Annotated in this window: 14 protein-coding genes; 11 read left to right on the top strand and 3 right to left on the bottom strand. The window is 44.0% G+C overall.

Features of this window, described 5'->3' with window-relative positions; genetic code table 11:
* Positions 1-52: 52 nt before the first annotated feature.
* Complete coding sequence (locus AB4167_RS00975; RefSeq protein WP_372135984.1) at positions 53-1,384, bottom strand: DEAD/DEAH box helicase; 1,332 nt, start codon at positions 1,382-1,384, stop codon at positions 53-55.
* 361 nt (positions 1,385-1,745) lie between these two features.
* Here AB4167_RS00975 and AB4167_RS00970 point away from each other — a divergent pair, with 361 nt between their 5' ends.
* Complete coding sequence (locus AB4167_RS00970) at positions 1,746-2,012, top strand: Lpp/OprI family alanine-zipper lipoprotein (protein ID WP_017061882.1); 267 nt, start codon at positions 1,746-1,748, stop codon at positions 2,010-2,012.
* Between the two features lie 157 nt (positions 2,013-2,169).
* On the opposite strand, the gene AB4167_RS00965 is transcribed toward AB4167_RS00970, so the two are convergent.
* Entirely contained in the window at positions 2,170-3,144 is a 975-nt protein-coding gene (locus AB4167_RS00965; protein ID WP_136981745.1) for a L,D-transpeptidase family protein, read from the bottom strand.
* 344 nt (positions 3,145-3,488) lie between these two features.
* Between AB4167_RS00965 and deoD the strand changes: the two genes are divergently transcribed.
* The 4 genes from deoD to AB4167_RS00945 all read left to right on the top strand — a co-directional run bounded on the left by deoD (position 3,489) and on the right by AB4167_RS00945 (position 8,987).
* Positions 3,489-4,199: a purine-nucleoside phosphorylase gene (deoD, locus tag AB4167_RS00960; protein ID WP_017061880.1), complete on the top strand. Its 711-nt coding sequence runs from the start codon at positions 3,489-3,491 to the stop codon at positions 4,197-4,199.
* 82 nt (positions 4,200-4,281) lie between these two features.
* Positions 4,282-5,751, top strand: coding sequence for a lactate dehydrogenase (locus AB4167_RS00955; RefSeq protein ID WP_017061879.1), 1,470 nt, complete (start codon positions 4,282-4,284; stop codon positions 5,749-5,751).
* A 186-nt stretch (positions 5,752-5,937) separates the two neighbouring features.
* Complete coding sequence (locus AB4167_RS00950; protein WP_102321116.1) at positions 5,938-7,407, top strand: hypothetical protein; 1,470 nt, start codon at positions 5,938-5,940, stop codon at positions 7,405-7,407.
* Complete coding sequence (locus AB4167_RS00945; protein ID WP_372135983.1) at positions 7,407-8,987, top strand: diguanylate cyclase domain-containing protein; 1,581 nt, start codon at positions 7,407-7,409, stop codon at positions 8,985-8,987. Before AB4167_RS00950 ends, AB4167_RS00945 begins: the two co-directional genes overlap by 1 nt.
* A 32-nt stretch (positions 8,988-9,019) precedes the next feature.
* Here AB4167_RS00945 and AB4167_RS00940 read toward each other — a convergent pair whose 3' ends face one another.
* Positions 9,020-9,922, bottom strand: a complete 903-nt coding sequence (locus AB4167_RS00940; RefSeq protein WP_372135982.1) for a DMT family transporter — start codon at positions 9,920-9,922, stop codon at positions 9,020-9,022.
* A gap of 250 nt (positions 9,923-10,172) precedes the next feature.
* On the opposite strand from AB4167_RS00940, the gene AB4167_RS00935 reads away from it, so the two are divergent.
* The 6 genes from AB4167_RS00935 to AB4167_RS00910 all read left to right on the top strand — a co-directional run bounded on the left by AB4167_RS00935 (position 10,173) and on the right by AB4167_RS00910 (position 15,779).
* Complete coding sequence (locus tag AB4167_RS00935) at positions 10,173-10,568, top strand: DUF3302 domain-containing protein (protein WP_017061875.1); 396 nt, start codon at positions 10,173-10,175, stop codon at positions 10,566-10,568.
* On the top strand, positions 10,568-11,698 hold the full coding sequence (locus AB4167_RS00930; RefSeq protein ID WP_017061874.1) for an HlyD family secretion protein: 1,131 nt from the start codon (positions 10,568-10,570) through the stop codon (positions 11,696-11,698). Before AB4167_RS00935 ends, AB4167_RS00930 begins: the two co-directional genes overlap by 1 nt.
* 301 nt (positions 11,699-11,999) lie before the next feature.
* Complete coding sequence (locus AB4167_RS00925; protein WP_017066579.1) at positions 12,000-12,548, top strand: ECF-type riboflavin transporter substrate-binding protein; 549 nt, start codon at positions 12,000-12,002, stop codon at positions 12,546-12,548.
* A gap of 6 nt (positions 12,549-12,554) precedes the next feature.
* Entirely contained in the window at positions 12,555-14,249 is a 1,695-nt protein-coding gene (locus AB4167_RS00920; protein ID WP_372135981.1) for an ABC transporter ATP-binding protein, read from the top strand.
* Positions 14,246-15,085, top strand: a complete 840-nt coding sequence (locus AB4167_RS00915; protein WP_372135980.1) for an energy-coupling factor transporter transmembrane protein EcfT — start codon at positions 14,246-14,248, stop codon at positions 15,083-15,085. The genes AB4167_RS00920 and AB4167_RS00915 overlap by 4 nt, the downstream gene beginning before the upstream one ends.
* A gap of 223 nt (positions 15,086-15,308) precedes the next feature.
* Positions 15,309-15,779 carry a TetR/AcrR family transcriptional regulator gene (locus AB4167_RS00910; RefSeq protein ID WP_372083000.1) on the top strand — a complete coding sequence of 157 codons (471 nt, stop codon included), beginning with the start codon at positions 15,309-15,311 and terminating at the stop codon, positions 15,777-15,779.
* Positions 15,780-15,796 lie beyond the last annotated feature (17 nt).

Genomic DNA, 15,796 nt, shown 5'->3' with positions numbered 1-15,796 from the left:
GGTTTTTATTTATGTCAGTTTTACTAGCAAACGCTTTAAAACTGGCTGGTGATTACTCGTCGTCCACTTTTGGTGCGACTTTTTTCTTAGGGATAAACACGGTATCACCCACTGCCACATTCTGGTGGAAGCTCTTATCGCGCTTAACTGGTTTCTTCGGCGTTTTCTTCGCTTGAGTGTTGGTCTTCTTCTTAGCAGGACCGCCTTTAGCAAACGCAGGTTTACGTGGCTTAATGCCTTTGAATTTACCTTTTAGGCCTTCAAGTACAGAGAAGGTCAAATCTTGTTGAAGGTAAAGTTCAACACGCTTGAAGCTGTCCCAGTCTTTTGGACCAACCAAAGAAATCGCATCGCCTTTGTTACCCGCACGGCCAGTACGACCTACACGGTGCACGTACTCTTCCGTATGCTTAGGCATATCAAAGTTGATAACGTGGCTCACGTTTGGAATATCAATACCACGTGAAGCAACATCGGTAGTTACCAAGATCTTGTAAACCGCACGCTCGAACTGGCTCATAATAGCATTACGTTGCGTTTGGTTTAGGTTACCACTCAGTGCTATCGCTTTAAGCTTCTTCTCGTTCAACTTATCTGTTAAACGGTCAGTATCAGCGCGTGTTGCTGTGAAGATCATTACCTGACGGTATTCAGCTTCTTCCAGTACACGGTCTAAAATCGCTTCTTTGTGATCTAGGTGATCACATAAGTAGAATTTCTGTGTGATATCTAAGTGTTGCTCGTTAGAAACACCAACAGAGATACGCTTAGGTGCGTCTAGCATTTCATTTGCAATGCCATTTACTTCAGCGTGATCTAACGTTGCAGAGAACATCAACGTTTGACGACGACGGTGTTTAGCTGCATTGGCAATGCGACGAAGTTCTGGAGCGAAACCCAGATCAAGCATACGGTCCGCTTCATCAAGGATTAGCGTTTCAACACCATCTAGGAACAATGAACGATGTTCTAGGTGGTCAGCAAGACGGCCTGGAGTCGCAACGATAAAACGAGGGTACTTACGCAGTGCTTTAACTTGGTCGTTAAAGTTCTCACCACCTAAGATAAGCGCCGCTTCATAAGACAGACCACCAAGCATGCTACGCAGTTCGCCGTAAACTTGCTTCGCTAGCTCACGAGTAGGAGCCAAAATTACACCACGAGGATCTTTAGCAGAAAACGCTTTTGTTTTTAATGCTTTATGTATCATTGGCAACACAAACGCCAATGTTTTTCCTGATCCCGTTTTTGATGAAGCCAATAGATCCTTACCAGCAATAGCAACAGGGATCGCTTTTGATTGGATCTCTGTCGCCTTCTTGAAGTCGTAATGTTTTAAGTTCTTCAGTAAGCGGTTATCTAAGCCTAAATCTTTAAAGTGCAAAGGACTCTCCAGTCATGATGGTATTGAATAAAATTAATTTAACGTGACATGATACCGCGAAAGTACTTTATAAGGATAGAGATCACAGTAAATTTATCCCTTTATCTATCTTTAGCTAGAACAACGCATGCATTGCTAGCAAAGGGATAGCTCTCCAAAAACACCTTCAAGTCGTCTCTAAATCCTTCATCTCATAAATGAGACACAACGTGATACTTAGCTAATTACCTCAAAAATTTAGCAATTTCTTTAGTTATTGTTTTTGCAGTTAAAAAATTAGTCGCTACAATCATTAATGAAGCGACTATATGATAAAGAATGTATAGCGCATCTTTTGATGATAAATAAGCAAGGAGTTCTTATGAATAAGACGTTAATCGCAGCTGCAGCCTCAGTTTTCATTTTAGCCGGTTGTTCTTCAGAACCAGAAGAAGCTGCAGTGTCAGAAATGGATCAACTAACTAACCAAGTGGCTCAACTTACAAGCGAAGTTGAAGCACTTAAGAGTGACAAAGCAGCCGCAGAAATGAAGGCTCAAGAAGCAGAAGCAGCCGCTATGGCAGCGAAAGAAGAAGCGGATCGTGCTAACGAACGCATCGACAACATCGCTGAGTCTTACACTAAGTAGTTTGAGATCTAATCGCGATTAAGCTGTAGATTAAATAAGTCGCAAAAAGCAGTATATAGACAGCACCACTTCTTATCGGATGTGGTGCTTTTTTTGGGTGACACTAATGCGAGTAAACAAGATAAAACCGCCCCTTGTTGCAGAAGAGGCAATCGAATTAAAACTCAATCACAGGTGGTGCTATCTCTACAGGTACGCCGTTTTGAGCAAAGATAACCGCTTTCGCCTTTGAATTTGGCAGTTCTGCGTCTTCAAGCCACCATTTTAGTTCCACAGGGATCTGTAATGATTTCTTTGAACCATCACTTCGAGTTAATGGCTCGTGCGCTTCAACAAACACACTTCTATCTGGTTCTAATGACACCTTAATCGGCTCATTGATAATGGTGACCTGTTCACCACGGTTCACTTGCTCAAATAGCCACTCAATATCTTTAGGTTCCATTCGGATACAACCAGAGCTAACTCGTAAACCTATTCCGAAGTCTTTGTTAGTACCATGGATCAAATAGTCGCCAGCGCCATAAGCAAGTCTCAAAGCATACTCACCCAATGGATTTTCCGGCCCAGCGGGAACCACTCTCGGTAATTCAATACCCTTTTCAAGATACTCTTTGCGGATTGAATTTGGTGGCGTCCATGTTGGATTCGGTCTTTTTTGGCTTATCTTGGTGATCATCTCGGGAGTATCGCGCCCCACTCGACCGATGCCGACAGGGAAAACATGCACCTGATTTTTCTCGGGCTCAAAGTAATACAACCTTAACTCAGCAAGATTGATGACGATCCCCTTTCTTGGGGTGTCAGGCAAAATCAAGCGGCTTGGAATGCTTAACACATAGCCTTCCGCGGGAAGAAAAGGATCCACCCCTTTGTTAGCTGCCATTAAAGAGAGAAAACCAATATCGTATTGCTTGGCAATGATGGCCAAGGTTTCGCCCGCCGCCACTTCATGCTGCTGGATTCTGCCCACAATGCGGCTTTCCGTTGGTGGCAATTCAAAGGTTGCAGCAGACACCCACGATGAAGCTATCCCGCTGGCAAGCAAAGTAGTTCTTACAACAAGCGACGCCGCCCTGTGGAGTCGTGTTTTCATTGACTGCAAAGGCGTCGAGTTAACGCAATACGACATACAAATCCTTGGTTTGTCTTTTATCAAAGTTTAGATTATCTCTGATCAAACGTCTCTACAACGTATTGTTGTCTCGAAACTAATAGGCAACAAGTTTATATGTAAGCCTTTTCCTCTCATTCGCTTGCAATTTACCCATACAATCGATTGCCTTTACGCTTTCAACATATTTGGTTATCAATATTAATAAAACTATAATGGCAGACCTGTTTTGTGACTAAAGTCTCATGGGGCCACGTTCTAACTCGCTAATATTGCCTCAACAAAACGAATTCAATTCAACAGAATCGGTAATTGATTAAATCCTGTTCCTATAATTACCGTTTAAACTTTGGAGAACGACCATGGCTACACCTCATATTAATGCTCAAGCTGGTGATTTCGCAGAAACAGTACTTATGCCGGGCGACCCGCTTCGCGCAAAATACATTGCAGAAACATTCCTTGATGACGTGAAGCAAGTTTGTGACGTTCGCAACATGTTTGGCTACACAGGCACTTACAAAGGTAAGAAAGTTTCTGTAATGGGCCACGGTATGGGTATCCCATCATGCTGCATCTACGTACACGAGCTAATCGCTGAGTTCGGCGTGAAAAACGTTATTCGTGTAGGTAGCTGTGGCGCGGTACGTGACGACGTTAAACTAATGGACGTTGTTATCGGCATGGGTGCATCTACTGACTCAAAAGTAAACCGCATTCGTTTCAACAACCACGACTTCGCTGCTATCGCTGATTTCGGTCTTCTAGAAGAAGCAGTAAACCAAGCTCGTGCACAAGAAGTTCCAGTTAAAGTTGGTAACGTATTCTCTGCAGACCTTTTCTACACTCCAGAAGCTGACCTTTTCGAAAAAATGGAAAAGCTAGGCATCCTAGGTGTTGATATGGAAGCGGCTGGTATCTACGGCGTTGCTGCAGACCTTGGTGCTAAAGCACTAACTATCCTAACAGTATCTGACCACATCATCCGTGGTGAAAAACTAAGTTCTGAAGAGCGTCAAAAGTCTTTCAACGACATGATGAAAGTTGCTCTAGAGACAGCAATCAACATCTAACGATTTGATAAAAGATACATTGAAAAGCGTTACCCCGCAGCCAGGCTCGCTTGGCTGCTCAAATAATCCCGAGGGGGAGATCGTGTCTAACGACAAGCTGCCAAAAGATGCGGATGGTTTGCAACTCAACTTTTGTAAAACATTGGCGTGTGACAACTTTGGCTTGAGCGATGCAAAACGGTATGTTTTGCAACACGCGAACCCTAAGCGTCCAGCGATGGTTTGTCGTGAATGTGGAGCTTTCCCCCCCTTACTTAACAATCGTGAAGTGTTAAGTGAACTTCATCGCCTAAGACAACTTCACAGCGACGGGCTCCCTGCTTGTCGTAATGATGATTGCGATAACTTCGGCTTATCGGTTCATACCCATAAACATCTTTATCATGCCTTCGGCTACAGTGGCGACAGGCAGCGTTATCGATGCAAAGACTGCCAAACAACCTTCGTTGATAAATGGTCTGGATCCAATAAAAAACTCCAATTTCAAGAGAACCTCATGGGCTTACTGTTCATGGGCTATTCCGTACGTGAAATCTGCCGAAAATTAGAGATCAACCCAAAGACTTTCTATGATCATGTTGACCATATCGCGAGCCGTTGTCGTCGTAAATTAGCGATGATCGATGCACGATGGGTTAACCATGCGAAAGATTACGAGTTCGCATCTCACTACCAGCGTCTGCAACCACAAAGTAACAACGGTGTGGTGTGGATAGCGACGGGCGAGGCGCATTCTGGCTATATACTTTGCCAACACGTTAACTACTCTCAAAATGAAGAACCATCAGGAAACGTCGACCATAACCCTTATGATGATGTGGCACGATTTGTATCCAAAGAGCACTCTTCAGAAGCAAATCTCGAACTGCCTCAGCCCTCTGACAAACTAAAAGAGCGCATTGAACAGCAGTACCAAGTGATTCTTGCGAGAGGTAACGTTGAGGACCCTATGGGTAACCTCACCACATTTAGTTACCCTTCAAAAGGCGCTCTCATTCGACCGCCTTATACCTCTTATGCTCACTTCTTACATGTGTTGGATATGTGTAACGAAGACAAGCATGTCGCCATCTATATGCCACAAGATCCATTACTAAGATCTGCCGCTTTAAGTGTATGTTTGCCGCGCATTCAGAGTCAAAATATTGACCTCATGTATGTCGAAGAAGATTCAGGCTGGCAAGACGACCAAAGTTTTGAAAAGATCGACATCGTTCACATGAGTTGGTGGCGAGATCGCTGGGCTATTGCCAATCAGGGTGATAACCAGAAAGGTATCTGCTACCTAACCGGTAACAATCCAGAACCAAAACAGTGGTTTAACACAGCCTCAATTCAACAAACTAAGTTCTATCAACAGCGCTTTCAGTTGTTATTTGATAGCTTTATTAATGAGCCCAGACGTAAGCTTCGTCCTGGGGGCATTCTTCCATTGCTCGACATATTTAGAGCTTGGCACAATCTGTGCTACCAAGATAAGCAAGGGCTCACGGCAGCACAACGCTTAGGCGTAGGGGAGCTGCCATTAACTCTAAAGCAACTACTTTCATAGCAACAAAGCCTCTAGGTAATTATTCGGGAACTCATTGATTTTAAAGCGACAACATGAGGTAACACCCATAATTAGAAAAGATCGATGTTCCTTTGACGCTCTACGAAAGATAATTGGTGCTTATCTCAAATTACACTCTTATAATGATTGTGTTATCAATATGTTCGATAATCATGGATGTAAGTCTTGGACAAAAATCAGTACCTTCTTGAAACAGAATTAGAAAAACTCAAAACTCGAGTCGACTCTGAGCCATCGGTGATCCTAGAGATTGCCCAACAGTGCCTAGTCCGATCAGAGCAAGTTCTGTTTGAAGAGGGTGCCATCCAGTCATTAATGTTAATGGCAAGATGTAGCTGGAACCTGATGGATTACCAAAAAGGTTTAAAATACATCAAGGAAGCCTACAAGCGCCAAAGCCGATTAGATACCGATCTTTTTCTGCCCGAAATCCTCCATTTACACGCGCTCCAGTTCTGGGGACAAGCCAAGTACTATTCCGCCCAACAGTTCTGGATCAATGCTTTAGAGCAGTCCGCGTTGGTTGATGAAGTCGAAATTCAAATTGAATGCCTCATTGGCCTTGGCAATATTTGGCGGATGACCCACGAATATAAACTTGCACGTTCTACCCACCAGCTTGCCGTTAAAGTTGCTAACAACAGCCGCATTGGTTGGTTAGAGGGTAAAGCCAGAATACTGCTTGCGTGGGATTACTACCTGCTCAACAACTATGTTGAAATGCTGTCGGTATTGGACGGTGCAGAAGAAGCATTAAAAGACCATAAAGATAACACTTGGCATGCAGAGGTATGGGACTTTCGAGGCCTTGCCCTACTTGGTCTTGAACGCTTAGATGACGCGGAGCGCGCCACGGCCAAAGCGCACAATCTGGCAGTTGAACACAACCTAGTTTGGATGAAGGCGCACTCATACATCAGCCGAGCTAGATTGGAGCTCCTGAGAAAAAGACCAGAACAAGCGGCGGAATTACTGAGGCTCGCAGAACAATCCGCAAACGAGTTCGATAATGGCGAGTTGCTGAGCCAAATCTGTTACCAACAATCCTTGGTGGCGGAAGAAAACCAAGACTTCCAAGCCGCGCTCGTCGCCTTTAAAAAGTACCGTCAATATTCTATCGGCATGCTCAAAGAGCAAACGACACGTGTCGGTTTGGACAAAGCACGCAGTTCAAAACGCCAACTTGAACAGAGAGCACGAAAACTGATTAATCGTATTCGCGGTCAGCACGAGTACGATCCTGAAAAGCACCTATCTTACGTTGTCTCTGAAACCTTTTGGTGGGAAAAGTTGGTGCTGTTCAAGACAGAGCTTAAACGTTCAAACCACAGCATCATTATGTTCCATCATGTCGATACTGATTACTTAGATGTCTGTACCGAGATTGCTCATGCTTTATGTAACCAGAATGACTTCATCGCAAGGCTAAGTTCTGAACGTGTGGCCCTTATGCTTTCCGAAAAAGGCGAAGCCGCAGAGAAAACCTTCCAAACTCTCAGCACCATGCTCGATATCTATCCATGGCATAGAAAAGGATTAAAAGGTTCGAAACCAAGCGTCAGCCTCAATGATATTTTGACGTTCCCGTTCACGCTTGAACAACTCGAAGAAGACGATGCTGAGGTAATAGAATAATGGAAACTCTATTAAGCAAGATCACAGACGCCGGTTTAGACCCTTCATCAGTATCAGGTGAAGAAGCGATCATCTTCTGGAACCACATTCGTCAGCACGTTTCGACAACGCAAACAGAGCAAGCGCACTGCTATATCATTAGCTCTGAATACCGTGCCGAGTTACAACAAAATCAAACCAGTATCGAAGAGTTGAGACGAGCACTCGATCTGCTCCACCTTCCTGCCGATATCGAAGATATTCTGACAGTCAAAACCAGTTTAAGTGACCGCTTAGTTGAAACTGGTGATTACACCTCAGCACTCAATGAATTCGTCAGTTCATCGACTATCGCGGTTGAACACGGTCATATCGATGAGTATGTATTAGCTATTTTAGGCATGGGCAACCTGTGTGATTCCTATGGCGATCACAACAGAGCACTTCGTTACTACCAAAAAATCAGCAGCATAGACCATGCGATAAGCAGTCGCTCACTTCGCCTCAAATTCAAGCTGCATATGGTAGCAAGCCTACTTCTACTCAATCGCATTACAGCAGCCAGCGATTTACTGAATGAGTGCGAAGAACTGAGTATTTTGGTCAGTGACAAGTTGCTCACAGCTCAAATACTGCTTTACCAAGCAAAGGTGCTGCGCGCTAAGAAAAAACACCATGAAGCGCTACGCTGTCTGTCTAAGATTCAATACCCAGCCAACAGCACTCAAGCAAGCTGGCTTGCAACCATGACTCGTCTAGAGCTCGCACATTGCCTAAGTGCAACCGGCAAGCAAGACTACGCGAGCATGATTTTGTCGAGCACAGACAAACGCGTGAAAGCCTACTCGTCGCCAGTACTTGCAAAACGATTCTACGATTCGCTGAGTGATGTGTGTATGAATCAAGGGCGTTTTCAAGAAGCGCTAAGCTATGAGAAAAAAGGCTACCGAATTGAAACCGATCTGATGAAGCAGATCCCGATCAGTGAACTCGGTGCAAGCCAACTACGCCGCCTGTCCCGTTTTGAATTACAACTCAAACTCATTCTCTCTGAACAAGAAAACAAAGAGCTGAAAGAGACAACGGAACAACACAAGAATGCGGTTGCTCAGCTTCAACAAGACGTATTCACCGATCCATTGACAGGGTTACACAACCGTCGCTGGTTAGATGTGAAATTGAAAGACATGCTGTTGCACGATACCTCTTTCGCACTGATGGTTATTGATATTGACCACTTCAAGTCTATCAATGATGAACTGAGTCACTTAGTGGGCGATAAAGCGATTGTTAGTGTGTCTCAAGAGCTACGTTCATACTTTAAGTTTAGAGGCGCGTCATGTGTCAGATTTGGTGGAGAAGAGTTCCTCGTCATTCTAGAGAACACTGATCTTCCGAAGGCAGAAATGCACTCTGAAAATTATCGAGAGCGCATTTTCCAATTCGGTTGGCATGAGATACTTGGGGAGCGCGGTTTGACCGTGAGTATTGGTATCACTTTGCATCGTGACGGAGAGAATACTCAACGTACCTTCTACCGTGCCGATAAAGCGCTATACCGAGCTAAAGCCAACGGCCGTAATCAAGTGTGTACAGAGTAGTGGCATATAGCTCTGTAGCTTAGGCCAACTGCTTATTGATAAAAGAACAGAGAAATACCAGCAAGGGCGGCAAGTGTGCCTATGATAGTTTGCTTTGACACCTTCTCCCCTTTCAGCGCATAAATCATCAAAATAAAGACCGGGCTGGTCGCTATCAACGTTTGTGCAATCGCAGGGTTAGCATTCTTCAACGCCACTTGTTGAAGCCATAGAGCGAGAAACGTCCCGACAAAGATTGCTCCTAATAACCACAGTTTATCGAGCTTGGTCATTTCCCATAAATCTCTTTTTATCGATGAATACGGCTTCTTTTCAACGAAAGGGATAATCAGCATCACAGCAAACACGCCAATCGTCAGGCGAATCAAAGCACCTAACAATGGTGGAATATCACCCGCCACTAACGCGTAATGAGAAATAACCACACCAGATGCCTGACAGACACTCGCCACAAGCCCATAACCAATGCCACCCCACTGCGCTTTGTTATTCGATTCACCGCTCGCCGATTTTGATGGCTGGAAGACAACGAAGGTCACCGCTAGTGTTGTAATCACGACACCGAGCCAACTTTGCACTGTCAATACAGCGCCCAGGAACATTAATGCCAGCACACCAGAAAGAGGCGGGGCTAAAGATTCCAGTAACAGCGTCTTATTGGCACCGATTCTTTTCAACGCCGCAAAATAGGCGCTATCTCCAATCGCAATGCCAATCACACCTGAAATTGCCAATATCAGAAAATGGTTGGTACTCAGTTCAAACTCCGGCATCGGAATAAGAGGCATCACCAGCAACATCATCCCTGACGCCACTACACCCTTAACAATGTTCAATTGCATCGCAGAGAAGCGATGACCAAACTGTCCATAAATCCATGTCGCACACGCCCACACAATCGCAGCACCAATAGCCGCCAATTCACCTATATACATCCGTGTTTATCCTTTGTGGTTGTGCACGTCATTTAGAATCGTAGCTGTCATCATTTCAGCTAAAATACCAACCAGAAAGCCGAAATAGCCTCTTCAAACGCGATGAGATTTTATAAGATTCGTCAATAGTTTTGCTCACATTAGAAGCGAACACTCATTATTTATAACTCAGCAAATCATTTTTATAACAATTACTTGGATGATAACGTACTATATTTATAACTAACATCTAACATTACAAGGATCTGTTATGTTTTTAGACTACTTTGCACTCGGCTTACTCATTTTCGTTGCTCTAGTCATCTTTTACGGCATCATCGTTATTCACGATATCCCTTATGAAATAGCCAAAGAACGTAATCATCCTCACCAAGACGCAATTCACGTCTCAGGCTGGGTTAGCCTATTCACTTTGCACACAATTTGGCCCTTTCTATGGATTTGGGCAACATTATGGCGGAAAGACCGAGGCTGGGGCTTCGAAAAACTCGAAGAAGAGCAGCACGATATTCATCACCGAGTGGATGTTTTAATCGATCAAGTTAGCACCCTTCAAGAAGAGATCGCACAGCTCAAACAAGCAAATACTAAACAAAGCAGCACAAAAAAAGAGTCAAACAACGTTCAAGATCAGGAGGCTAAGTAATGGATTTACTACTGATAATGACCTACGCGGCACTTTGTATCACTATTTTCAAAGTATTTAATATCCCACTAAACAAATGGACAGTGCCTACCGCAGTGCTCGGTGGTGTGGTCATCGTAGGAACATTGATCCTATTAATGAACTACAACCATCCTTTCACACAACTTGGCAACCAAGTTTACTCAACGACTCCAATTGTTTCAGGCGTTAGAGGTAAAGTCATTGAGGTTCCTGTTGAGGCGAATTCTCCTTTAAAGAAAGGAGACATCCTCTTTAAAATTGACCCTATCCCTTTTGAAGCAGAAGTCGCCAAGCTCGAAGCGAAAGTAAAAGAAGCAAGCCAAGGAGCACTTGGGCTTGAATCTCAAGTTGCTGAAGCTGAAGCTGCTAAAATCAAAGCGATTGCAGAAAGAGACAAAGCGCAACGCGAATTTTCTCGTTATAAGCGTGGCTTTGAAAGTGGTGCGTTTACCGAACAACAATTGGATACTCGTAGACAAGCTTATAAGGCATCGGAAGCAGCAGTAAAAGTAGCAGAAGCAAGTCAACAACAAGCTCAGATCGCTCTAAATTCTGAAATTGGTGGCGAGAACACCGCAGTGGCAGGATTACTTGCAGACTTACGTAAGGCTCAATTCAACCTTGACCAAACGGTCGTGAGAGCACCAACGGATGGATATGTTACACAACTAGCACTGCGTCCAGGCGTAATGGCTGTACCGCTACCTCTTGCTCCTGTCATGACATTTGTCCATACGGAAGAAAAATACTACATCGCAGCATTCAGACAAAACTCATTGCAACGACTGCATCCTGGTTTCGAAGCTGAATTTTTATTCAGAGCACTACCAGGCAAGATTTTCAAAGGACGCATTGATGAAATAATCCCAGCTATTGGTGAGAGTCAAATTCAAGCGCGCGGGACACTTATTGGTACCAATGCACTTCGTACTAATGGACGCGTATTTGCTAAAATGACCATCACTGATGACCTGTCTGACTACCATTTACCTATGGGTACCGCGGTTGAAGTTGCCGTTTATTCTGACAGCTTCACCCACGTTTCAATCATGCGCAAGGTCCTTATTCGCATGAAGAGTTGGCAAAACTATCTATACCTAGACCACTAAACGGTCAAAGGTACGTGACGAACCCGCTTAACACATTGTTAAGACGAATGAAAAAGTCAGACTCGCTCTGGCTTTTTTGTTGCTGGATTAACCGTAAAATTACGCTTTTACACGATATTTAGGTGTTCAGATGGAATTTTAGACATCTAGACACTTACCTTCCCTTATGGAAGGGTTCTACTGTATAATGCGCGCCTTATTTTTTATCTTTGCCCAAAAAACGTTCTCATTGAGACGCATATTAATAATGGCGAATATTTATTCTTTATTTTGCTTTATTTTTCAGAATTCGAGGTTATCTATGAACTTTTCAGCTAAAACAGTGGTCGTTATCGCCATTGGCGCGGCACTGTACGGCATTGGTGGTTTACCTATGTTTGGTGTCCCAGTGTTTGCTAACACGACATTGAAACCAGCAATGGCAGTTCTAGCACTGTTTTCTGTTTTGTTCGGCCCTATTGTTGGCTTCTTAGTTGGCTTTATCGGTCACTGGGTAACGGATCTATTCGCAGGCTGGGGGGTGTGGTTAACTTGGGTTTTAGGCTCAGGTATCGTAGGCATGGTTATCGGCTTATTCCCGATGTTGACCAAGAACCGCCTTCAGCAAGGTGAGTTGCCTATGAAGGACTTCGCGCTGTTTGTGGTACTTGCCCTTGCCGGTAATGTGGTTGGTTACGGCTGCTCTGCATTCCTAGATACCATCCTTTATGCAGAACCGTTTACTAAAGTCTTCACTCAACTCTCTATCATTGCTGCGGGTAACACCGTTCTGATCGCTGTTGTTGGCTTACTGATCCTAAAATCAGTCGCTAAACGCAACAAACAAAGCCGTAACCTGACTGAGGCATAAGCGATAATGACTATAGCATTTTCGAACTTCTCTTTTAGATATGAGTCGCTGGATAAACCGATGCTAAAAAATATCAATCTAAGGATAGAGAAAGGAGAGAAAATCGTCATTATTGGACCAAGCGGTAGTGGTAAATCTACCCTAGGTCAATGCCTTAACGGTCTGATTCCTCATGCTATCAAAGGTGAGGTGACTGGCTCTCTAGAGATCAACGGTAAGAACATTTCTGATTTTTCTATGCACGACTATACCGAGCAGGTTGGCACAGTATTACAAGATACTGATAGCCAATTTGTCGGTTTGAGTATTGGCGAAGACATCGCATTCGCACTGGAAAATCAGTTAGTGTCGAACATTGATATGTACCCTCTGGTTAAGTCGACAGCAAAAATGGTCGACTTAGCAGATATGCTTGATCGCTCGCCACATGATTTATCCGGCGGCCAGAAACAACGCGTGTCATTAGCGGGCATCTTAGTTGATGACGTTGACATCCTGTTGTTTGATGAACCTTTGGCTAGCCTTGACCCGAAAACGGGTAAAGCGACTATCGAAATCATCGACCAACTTCATAAAGAAACCAACAAGACTATAGTCATCATCGAGCATCGCCTTGAAGATGTACTACATCGCGATATCGATCGAGTGATCTTGATGGAGCGCGGTGAAATTGTCGCGGACATGACACCCGATGAAATCTTAGCTTCTGAACTGCTTGAAACACACGGTATTCGTGAACCACTTTATTTATCTGCTCTGAAGGCAGCGAAAGCACCTTTGACCAGTGAAGATAAGCTATCAAACCTCAAAGCTCTCGATTACAAAAGATTCCGCCCTGCGGTTCAGGCTTGGTTTGCAGAGCGCCCGACTCCAGTTGCCGAGAAGCAGTACCAACCTTTGCTTGAGGTCCACGGCCTGACTTACTCTTACGATGGTGAAAAGAACGCTCTCGAAGATGTCAGCTTTAAGATTGGTAAGGGTGAGTTCGTTTCAATCTTAGGCAAAAACGGTTCAGGCAAATCTACCATCACTAAACTCATCATGGGTGTGATCGATGCCGATTCAGGCTCTTCCTATCTAAATGGTGAAGACCTATCTGAGCTTTCTATCTTTGAAAGAAGCCAGAAAGTCGGTGTCGTGATGCAGAACCCAAATCATATGATCTCTCATCATATGATTTTTGATGAAGTTGCATTCGGTCTGCGTAATCGTGGGGTTGCAGAGCAGGAAATCAAAGAGAAGGTGGAAAGCGTTCTTGAGCTGTGTGGCTTGAGCAAGTTCCGCCACTGGCCAATCGAAGCGCTAAGCTACGGTCAGAAAAAACGCGTAACGATCGCTTCTATCTTAGTATTGGAGCCAGAGCTTCTGATCTTGGATGAACCAACAGCGGGTCAAGATTACCGCAACTACACCTCAATGCTGGCGTTTATCCAAAAGCTTAACCGCGAGTTAGGTATCACCGTCGTGATCATTTCACACGACATGCACCTTGTTCTAGAGTACACCACACGCTCAATTGTCATTGCTGACAGCAAGCTGATTGCCAATGCCGCGATGACGGAAGTATTCAGTCAGCCATCGCTGTTAGAACGCGCAAATCTTTGTACCACCAGCATTTATGAACTCGCGACTATGATGAAAATCGACGACACCAACGCATTCATGCAGTACTTCATCGACTACGAGAGAAGCGCTCAATGAACGTATCAAAAGTAAAATTCGGCATCAATTACATTGATACAAAATCACCGCTTCATGCACTTAACGGCATCACCAAATTTGCGCTCTTCTTAGCTTGGGTAACCGTGGTATTGACTACGTTCGACCTAAGATTGATTACGCTGCTTATTGTGACTGGTTTATACCTGCTAAAGCTCACCAATGTGCCTGTACGCGTATATAAGCCTCTGTTATTGGGTACGGCGAGTGTATTGAGCCTAAATGCTTTGTTCATGTATCTGCTGGCTCCACAGCAAGGTACTGAGCTCATCGGCAGCAAAACCTTATTGCTGACATTGCCGGGTAACTACTCGTTGAGCCAAGAGACTCTGTTTTACTTGGTTACTGTGACGCTCAAATACATGAGCATGTTCCCGATAGCGTTGATTTTTGTCTTCACAACGCATCCGACTGAGTTTGCAGCTAGCCTCAACCGTATCGGTGTTCCTTACAAGATCGCCTATGCGGTCAGCTTAACACTGCGTTACTTGCCAGAAGTTAAGAAAGACTTCATCAATATCATGCATGCTCAACAGGCTCGTGGTGTAGAGCTCTCAAAGAAAGCGCCTCTAATTACTCGAATCAAAAATGTGGCTAAGGTTCTAGGCCCGCTCATTTTCTCTAGCTTGGACCGAGCAGACGAGATCTCTAACGCAATGACGTTACGAGGTTTTGGCCGACACAAAGCTCGCACTTGGTATAGCTATGCACCTTTGAAACGTATCGACTTTGTTTGTTTAGGTGTCATCGCTTTTATCGTGGTGTTAGCCATTGCGAAACGCATTCTAGAGCCGCAGTTATTTTGGTATCCGTTCTAGTCATCTGAATTAGCATAGATAAACAAAGACTTTAAATAACACACCGCTCAATAGGGCGGTGTTTTTGTTTATGCCAAAATCTGATTGATAATTGAACCAATGACACAATACTGACTATATTTAACGATAAATTGACCAGTTATTTACCCTTGGAGTTTGAGATTTAATTCATAAGCTCTTAATATACTCGTTTACAGAATGTTACAATCAGTAGAGATTTGTAATGGCTCGAATTACTCAAGTACAAAAACTAGAAAATCAAAAAAACTACGATGAGATCGTACTAAACCTTTTTCTGGCTGAAGGACATGAAGCACTAACTTATGCAAGGATTGCTCAAGAGATTGGCATTAGTTTAACGACGCTTCAGGGCTATTATCCGTCGACCCGCGCTATCCGATCAGCGTTACACCAACACATGCTATCAATTGTTATAGAGAATCTAGAGTTCTCATCGGAAGAGGTATTCATTCAATCTTGGCAAAACGCTCTAGATAATGATCAATTTCGATTCGTGATCAAATTGATGTTTTTCCATGCCTCCCAGGTCAAGAGCCCTGAACAGTTTAACATCAGTTCAGATGGTCAATTCCGCGAGATAATGTTTAATAGCTTTGGGCTTGATACCGTTCGAATCCTTGAGACTGTCGTAGGACGTTCAATGTTCTATCTCACAAACTTCAAGCAGCATTAAACCAAGCGTTAGAAATA

It is taken from the genome of Vibrio sp. 10N.286.49.E11 (genome assembly GCF_041469505.1).
Taxonomy (GTDB): Bacteria; Pseudomonadota; Gammaproteobacteria; order Enterobacterales; family Vibrionaceae; genus Vibrio; species Vibrio crassostreae_C.
The sequence above is the reverse complement of the archived record's forward strand: the minus strand, read 5'-3'. Positions and strand labels throughout refer to the sequence as shown.